The 5,513-nt window shown below is 60.8% G+C and carries 3 protein-coding genes and 1 pseudogene; all 4 read left to right on the top strand.

Annotated elements, in window-relative coordinates:
* Positions 1-304: pseudogene (locus ACTO5E_RS09925) on the top strand (aminotransferase-like domain-containing protein); the annotation flags it as partial.
* A 103-nt stretch (positions 305-407) separates the two neighbouring features.
* On the top strand, positions 408-1,643 hold the full coding sequence (locus tag ACTO5E_RS09920) for a Gfo/Idh/MocA family protein (protein ID WP_482303322.1): 1,236 nt from the start codon (positions 408-410) through the stop codon (positions 1,641-1,643).
* A 12-nt stretch (positions 1,644-1,655) separates the two neighbouring features.
* Positions 1,656-3,929 carry a glycoside hydrolase family 2 protein gene (locus ACTO5E_RS09915; protein ID WP_482303320.1) on the top strand — a complete coding sequence of 758 codons (2,274 nt, stop codon included), beginning with the start codon at positions 1,656-1,658 and terminating at the stop codon, positions 3,927-3,929.
* A 301-nt stretch (positions 3,930-4,230) separates the two neighbouring features.
* Positions 4,231-5,513 (top strand): extracellular solute-binding protein (locus tag ACTO5E_RS09910; RefSeq protein ID WP_482303318.1); only part of this gene is annotated, 1,283 nt, incomplete at its 3' end.

Below are 5,513 nucleotides of genomic sequence, written 5' to 3'. Positions count from 1 at the left end.
TTACCGGCGCAAGTCCGCTGTGCTGCTGCAGGCCATGGAGGAGCATTTCCGCCCCCTAATCTCCTGGAACCCCTTTGAGGGCGGGCTGTTTGCCTGGTGCACCCTGCCAGAGGACATGGACATGCTGGACTTTGTAAAAAGAGGCGCGGAGCGCAAGGTGTGCGTGGTGCCTGGCACAGCCTTTCTCACAGACGAGGCGGAGTCCTGCCAGTCCTTCCGCATCAATTTCTCCACGCCCACCGATGAGCAGTTGAAGGAGGGCGTGCGGATTCTGGGGGAAATTGCCCGGGAAATGCAGGGCTGAAACCCGGCTCCCTGGGCCGCTCCCTCTTGCAATGCTGCCAAAAACAGAGTATAATGGTTACGCAGACGGTATCTATACAACCATATAAGGAGGCTTTTCCCCAATGAAAGAACTGCGTATCGGCATTATCGGCACCGGCATGATCTCCAACCGCCACATGACCATCTGGTCCAACATCCCCGGCGCCAAGGTGGTGGCTGGGTGCGACATTGACGAGGCCAAGGTCAAGGCCTGGGGCGAGCGTTACGGCATCCCCCAGGAGGACCTGTATGTGGACTTCCGCAAAATGCTGGAACGGGACGATCTGGACGCCATTGACGTGTGCGTGCACAACAACCTGCACACGCCTGTGTCCGTGGCGGTGATGAAAGCCGGCTTCCCCTGCTACTGCGAGAAGCCCATGGCCGCCAGCTATGCTGACGCAAAAATCCTCTACGACGCCCAGAAGGCCACCGGCCAGAAGCTGGCAGTGCAGATCAGCTCCATCTACAACCTGCAGACCCGTCTGGCCAAGAGGATGATCGAGGAGGGCAAGCTGGGCAAAATCTACCACGCCCGCAGCGTCGGCCACCGCCGGGAGGGCCGTCCTGGCTTTGACATGCCCAACTTCTCCCGCGACTTTATTTCCAAGGACATCGGCGTCCACGGCCCTCTGTGCGACCTGGGCATCTACCATCTGGCTCAGATGCTGTATGTAATGGGTATGCCCGAGCTGGACACGGTCTTTGGTGTGTCCACAGCCGACTACTACCGGGACCCCCGCCTGCTGCCCCCCGGCGTCACCTATGACGTGGAGGACCTGAGCGTGGGCATTGCCACCTTCAAAAACGGAGTCTCCCTGGACATTTACGAGGACTGGGCCATGCACATGGACGAGGTGGGGACCAGCTTTATTGCCGGCTCCATGGGCGGGCTGAAGCTCATTGACGTGGACACCACCGGCGGAGACCTGGCTGTGCCCAAGGGAGGCCGCATTGCCGGAGGCGGCAGCGCCCAGAAGCCCACCCTGGAGTTCTTTGGCTATGAGGACGGCCTGAAGACCTCCAAGATCATCAACTGCCAGGAGAACGGCCGCAAAGAGGCCCAGGCGGACCCCAGAATGGCCCTTTATAATGATAACCAGGTCCATTGGGCCGCTTATCTCCGGGGAGAGCTGGACGACAGCACCCGCATCGACTCCCCCTACATCGCCATGGAGACCGCTTTGCTCTCTGACGCCATCTTCATCTCCCAGGCCCAGCATCGCAGCGTCACCGGCGAAGAGGCCCGGGCCATGTCCCAGTCTGTGGCCCTGCACCGGCAGGAGACCCCCTGGGGCGTCATCGAGTATGACTTTTAAGAGGAAAATACTATGAGAACAATTTGCGACCTGAATGAAAACTGGCTGTTCAGCCGCCAATGCACGGCCGCCCCCGCCCAACTGCCCGCCGGAGAGGACTGGGAGCCCGTCGCCCTGCCCCACAGCTGGAACGGGGTGGAGGACCAGCAGGGCCAGCCCTTTGAGCGGGGGGCCTACTGGTATGTGAGAAGCTTTACCGCCCCCAGTCAGCCTCTGCCCGGAGGCCGCACCTACATCGAGGTGGGCGCAGCCTCCCTGGTAGGGGAGATCTGGGTCAACGGGCAGTTTGCCGCCCGGCATGTGGGGGGCTACAGCGCCTTTCGGGCGGATGTGACCGATCTCTGTCAGGAAGGGGAGAACACCCTTGCCATCCTCTGCGACAACCGCTACAGCGACAAGGTCTACCCCCAGCGGGCGGACTTCACCTTCTATGGGGGGCTGTACCGCTATGTGCGGCTCATCAGCGTCCCCGAAAGCCGCTTTACCTTGGACGAGCTGGGGGGCAGCGGATTCTATGTAGACGCGGACCCTGTGGAGGGCGGCGCCCAGGTGACGGTGCGGGCCCATCTGGACCAAGTGAAGGAGGGGCAGACGGTCTGCCTGCAAATACTGGACATGGAGGACGAGCTCTGCTGCGAGGTGTGGGACTTTGCCGCCCCGAAAACCCTGCTGCAGGCCTTTATACCCAACGCCCAGCTGTGGGACGGCCCGGGAAATGCCAACCTGTACCGGGCAAAGCTGAGCCTGGTGTCCTTCAACGAGGTGCTGGATGAGGTAGACTGCGCGTTCGGTGTGCGCAGCTTTGCGGTGGACAAGGACCGGGGCTTTCTGCTCAACGGCCGGGAGCACCCCCTGCGGGGTGTGTGCCGCCACCAGGACCGGCTGTACCAGGGCAACGCCCTCTCTGAGTATGACCACTGGGAGGACGCCCGGCTCATTGCCGGCATGGGGGCCAACGCCGTGCGGCTGGCCCACTACCAGCAGAGTCAGGACATATACGAGGCCTTTGACTGGCTGGGTCTGGTGGTCTGGGCGGAGATTCCCTACTTTGCCAACAGCTGGGACGACGACGCCCACGAGGCGGCAGTCAATGAGATCAAAGAGCTGGTGGCCCAGAACTACAACCACCCCTCCATCTGCTTCTGGGGGCTGTCCAACGAAATTCTGATGGGAGACAACGACAACCCCAAGCTGCTGGGCTGTCATAAGGACCTGAACGACGCGGTGAAGAGCCTGGACGCCCGGCGGCTGACTGTAATTGCCCACGAATACGGGGCTGGCTGGGACCATGAGCTGCATAACAGCTCTGACGCGGAGGGCTGGAACCACTACTTTGGCTGGTATCGGGGCCAGCCGGAGGACCTGGCCGCCTGGTGCGACCAGTACCACCAGAAATACCCAGAGCGCCGCTTTGCCATCACCGAGTATGGCTGCGACGCGGTGGTGAGCTACCACTCCGACGACCCGGCCAAAATGGACTACACCGAGGAGTATCAGGTGCTCATTCACGAGAACGCCTGCGAGACCTGGGCCACCCGCCCCTGGATTTGGGGGACCTTTGTGTGGAATATGTTTGACTTTGGCAGCTACTTCCGCCGGGAGGGAGGCACCAAGGGCCGGAACAACAAGGGCCTTGCCACTCTGGACCGGAAGATTCTGAAGGACTCCTATTTTGTCTACAAGGCCTGGTTCAGTCAGGAGCCCTTTGTGCATGTGGACGGCCGCAGGTACTTTGCCCGGCCCGGCAAAACCGCCACTGTGCGGGTGCACTCCAACCAGCCCCGGGTAGAGCTGTATGTGGGCGGCAGGCTGTTCGCCACCCAGGAGGGGGCCCACACCTTTGTGTTTGAGGGTGTGCCTCTGGCGGAGACCCCCACCGCCGTCACGGCCCGGGCAGGGGACTGCGCCGACACCATCATGCTGCGCCAGGCCGCAGAGAAGCCCGGGGCGTTCACCTTCCCCGGCTTCCAGCAGACCCAGGACGCCATCAACTGGTTTGAGAGCGTGGAGGAAGCGGCAGGGAGCATGGAGCCCAAAGCCGGGTTCTTCTCAGTGCACGACAAGCTGAAGGATGTGGCCGCAAACCCCAAAGCCAAAAAGGTGTATCTGGACTGCCTCACCGCTGCGGCGGAGCGGGCTCTGCCCGAGGCCATGGTGCTGAGCGGCGATCTGGAAGCCACTGTGGCCGAGAGCCTCTCGCAGGGCATGGGGGCCATGCTGCTGGGAGAACGGCAGGACAAGGTGCTGCGCCGGATGCATGCGGCGCTGTCTGAAATTGCAAAATAAGCAGGCGGCTGGCAGACTGCCTGAAATAAGTCAGAAAGGAAGGGAGATCCCAAAGGGGTCCCCCTTCTTTTTTGTACCCCTGTTAAGAAATTTTGAAAAAAATATGAAAAAATTTGCAAATGGGGATTGACAAAGAATACCTGTAGAACTATAATAGTCAAGTAGCACAAAGAAATTAGCGTTTTTTTTTTTTTTTTGAGCGACTTGCCGATTTTTCAGTTGTTCCAGTTGGCGGGGCTCGATAGACTGCTCCGCCAGTGAACATAATTTTATTATCATTTTTTCTTAGGAGGTAAAAGAAATGAAAGCAAAACGAGTTCTGGCACTGCTTCTGGCTCTGGCCCTGTGCGCCAGCCTGTTCGCGGCCTGCGGCGGCGACGGCGGCTCCAGCAGCAGCGCCGGCGGAACCTCGAGCGCCAGCAGTGAGGCCGGCGGCGAGAGCAGCGAGGCTGGCACAGAGAGCGGCGAAGACGCTTCCACCCCTGAGGATGGCGACGCTGCCGAGGGCGGCTACAGCTTCCCCCTGGCTGAGCCTGTCACACTGACCGCCTGGCGCACCGCTGCCACCACTGACCCCAAGCTGGGCATTGTCACCTATAACGACATTGAGTCGGTGATGGAGTGGGAGAAGCGCACCAACGTGCACATCGATTGGCAGATTCCCACCTCCGGCCAGGAGACGGAGAACTTCAACCTGATGATCACCTCCGGCGATTATCCCGACCTGATTTTTGACGCCAACGCCCGCTATGTAGGCGGCCTGGGCAAGGCCATTCAGGACGGCGTTGTGCGGCCCCTGGACGACATGATCGAAACCCTGGGCAAGGATTATCTGGCCCTGATCAGCCAGGACGAGATGGTGCTGAAGGACTGCAAGACCGACGACGGCCAGTTCGGCGCTGTGTTCGCCATCAACTGCCCCGACCAGGGCCCCTGGTATGGCATGGCCATGCGCCAGGACTGGCTGACTGAGCTGAAGCTGGATACCCCTGTTACCTACGACGACTGGCACGACGTACTGACCGCCTTTAAAGAGAAGAAGGGAGCAAAGGCCCCCCTGTGGCTGACCTACACTGCCGGCGACTGGTTCGGCGTGTTCTCCGCGGGCTACGGCGTGGGCAACCTGGGCGGCAACACCTTCTTCCGGGTGGACAACCAGGTGAAGTACAGCCCCGCTGAGGAGGGGTACAAAAAGTATCTGACCACCCTGCATCAGTGGTACTCTGAGGGTCTGCTGGATGCGGACTACTACACCCGCACCACCAGCACCACTGTGCCCGAGACTTTGGCCAATACCGGCGACAGCGGCGCCTGGCCCGACATCTACACCCTGCTCAGCATCCACTCCGTTGCCTCTGAGGACCCCAACATTGACGTGGTGGCTGTGCCTGCTCCTGTAGAGAAGGAGGGCGACCAGCTGCATCTGCGCCAGTATAACTGGACCCGCGGCACTGACTGCTGCGCCATTTCCACTGCCTGTGAGAACCCCGAGCTGGCCATGGCCTGGCTGAACCTGGGCTCTCAGCAGGACTTTGCCTACCTGGCCTATTATGGCATTGAGGGCGAGACCCACACCATTGAGGA

Source organism: Acutalibacter sp., assembly GCF_056800975.1.
This window is presented reverse-complemented; position numbering and strand designations above follow the sequence as displayed.